At 74.6% G+C, this 2,515-nt stretch carries 2 protein-coding genes; one reads left to right on the top strand and one right to left on the bottom strand.

All coding sequences use genetic code 11. From position 1 onward, the window contains the following. Positions 1-795 (bottom strand): hypothetical protein (locus ETD86_RS53860; protein ID WP_211370928.1); only part of this gene is annotated, 795 nt, incomplete at its 3' end. Positions 796-1,008: 213 nt separating this feature from the next. Between ETD86_RS53860 and ETD86_RS53855 the strand changes: the two genes are divergently transcribed. Next, a partial coding sequence (locus ETD86_RS53855; RefSeq protein ID WP_138674309.1) for an AfsR/SARP family transcriptional regulator occupies positions 1,009-2,515 on the top strand: 1,507 nt, incomplete at its 3' end.

Here is a 2,515-nt window from a genome sequence, read left to right as displayed (position 1 = left end):
GGACGGGGCCGGGGACGGCTGGTGGCGCGGGTCGGCGAGGTCGTGGGCGGAGCGGGCCAGCCAGATCACCATCAGGGCGTCGCCGGCCGACGTGAGGTCGTTGGCGTGGTTCTCCAGGATGGCGAGCAGCAAGCCCACCAGCGCGACACCGACCGGCGCGACCAGGGCGGCGATGCCGTACACGACGGTGGCCGGCCGCCAGCGGCTGTCCCGCCGCTGTGCCCGCAGGACCAGCACCGTCCAGACCAGGACCGCCAGGCCGCAGATCAGGCCCGCCCCGGGCGTGGACACGTCGAGGACGTCGAGTACCTCGATGACGGCGATGCCTCCGTACGCCAGCACACCCGCGGCTCGTGCACGATCGGCATACTCCAGGCTGCGTCCCAGCACCGGGTGGAACAGCAGCACGACCACCCACATCACCACGGCGTCGAGCACCACCGCCCACCAGGGCCAGGCCGGCAACAAGGGGTAGAGCAGCCAGGACCCCGCAGCGGCGTACAGCGCCACCCTCAGCCGCCGGGCGTCCCGGTCCAGCTCCGGCGGCGGCCCCGCCAGCGGCCCGCGCAGGCTCTGCCACAGCGCCCAGGCCCATGCCATGCCGACCAGAACCGGGAGGAGTACGTTCGCCCATGCCGCCGTCGTGTCCTTCGCCGTCTCCGTGAACAGCGTGAGCCGCCGCAAGGCGGCGAGGTCGCCGGAGGTCAGCGCGATCACGGCGGCGACCGCCAGCGCGACGAGGTACACACCTGTGATGAGCAGGGCGGGTAAGCCTAAGCGGTAGCGTCGGGGCACGTGCCACTTCCTGGGGGGTGAAGGGGATCGAACGCCTCACCCTAGCGAGCCACCACCTCGAAGGCGATCAAGAAGCGGCCGCAGCTGACGGTCTCGTGCCGCAGGTCGAGGAGCCCAGGCGTCGAGCACGGCGCGGAAGGCGACCTGGGCGCCCCGGCCGGCGCGAACCGTTCGTGTTGCGGTAGATGGTGCCGGTCAGCGTGCCGGGCGTGTATGAGCATCTGGTCAGCGCGCTACCGTCGAACGGTGCGGTTCGGGGTGCTGGGGCCGGTGACGGCCTGGGACGAGGCCGGCGGCGTGGTGGATCTCAGAGGGCCGCGGCATCGCGCGGTGCTGGCCCGGCTGATCGTCGCCCGCCGCCGGGTCGTGCCGGTGTCGCGTCTGGCCGAGGACCTGTGGGAGGGCGAGCCGCCGCCGGGCGCGGTGGGGGCGCTGCGCACGTTCGTGGCGGCGCTGCGGCGGGCGCTGGAGCCGCAGCGGCCGCCGCGCGCGCCGGCGCGGCTGCTGGTGACCGAAGGGCCGGGGTACGCGCTGCGCGCCGCCCCGGACGCGGTGGACGCCTGGCGGTTCGAGCGGGCGGTCGCGGCCGCCGCCGAGCTGCCGCCCGGGCAGGCTCTCGAGCGGCTGGAGGAGGCGCTGGGCTGGTGGCGCGGGCCCGCCTATGCCGAGTTCGCCGACCAGGACTGGATCCGTGCGGAGCGTTCGCGCCTGGTCGAGCTGCGCCTGCACGCGATCGAGCAGCGGGCCGAGGCGCGGCTGGAGCTGGGGCTGGCCGGCGAGGCGGTGCCGGACCTGGACGCGCACGTGGCCGAGCATCCCTGGCGGGAGGACGCCTGGCGGCTGCTGGCCCTGGCGCTGTACCGGACTGGTCGCCAGGGCGACGCGCTCGGGGTGCTGCGCCGGGCGCGCGGGCTGCTGGCCGAGCACCTGGGGGTGGATCCGGGTCCGCGGCTGCGCCGCCTGGAGTCCGACATTCTGCGTCATGACCCGCATCTCGACCCAGTGTCCGATACGGCCGGCTCGGTGTGGGCGCAGGTGGCCGCCGCCTATGACCGCAGCGTGCCGGCGGGCGCCAGGGCACGGCTGGAGTCGACGGTGGGCCTGCTGCGCGATCTCGCCGTGACCGGCGGCACGGGGCTGGAGGCGGCGCGCCGGCATCGGGTGGCGGCGATCGCGGCGGCCGAGGAGCTGGGCGAGGCGGAGCTGACGGCGCGCGTGATCGGCTCCTACGACGTTCCGGCGATCTGGACGCGTTCGGACGATCCGGGGCAGGCGGCGCAGGTCGTGGCGGCGGCCGAACGTGCCCTGGCCGATCTTCCTCCGGACGTGCCCGACGCGGTGCGGGCGCGGCTGCTGGCCACGATCGCGCTGGAGTCGCGCGGCACGCCCGGCGCACGCGGGCGTGGAGCGGCCCAGGAGGCGGAGCAGATCGCGCGCCGCCTGGACGAACCGGCGTTGCTGGCTTTCGCGCTCAACGGCGTGTTCATGCAGAGTTTCTCCCGTGCGGGGCTGGCCGGGCGACGGGACGGGGTCGGCGCGGAGCTGGTGGCGTTGTCGGCCCGGCACGGGCTGGTGACGTTCGAGGTGCTCGGTCATCTAGTCCGAAAACAGGACCTCAGCTGGGCAGGCGGCAACATCCGGCGGCGCGGGTGGGGCGCCGTCGGATCAGTCCCGGGTGGTTGTCAGCCGGTTGAGGTCAGCGGCAGGTGTTCCTCATCTG

Source organism: Nonomuraea turkmeniaca, from assembly GCF_005889735.1.
Classification (GTDB): Bacteria; Actinomycetota; Actinomycetes; order Streptosporangiales; family Streptosporangiaceae; genus Nonomuraea; species Nonomuraea turkmeniaca.
This window is presented reverse-complemented; position numbering and strand designations above follow the sequence as displayed.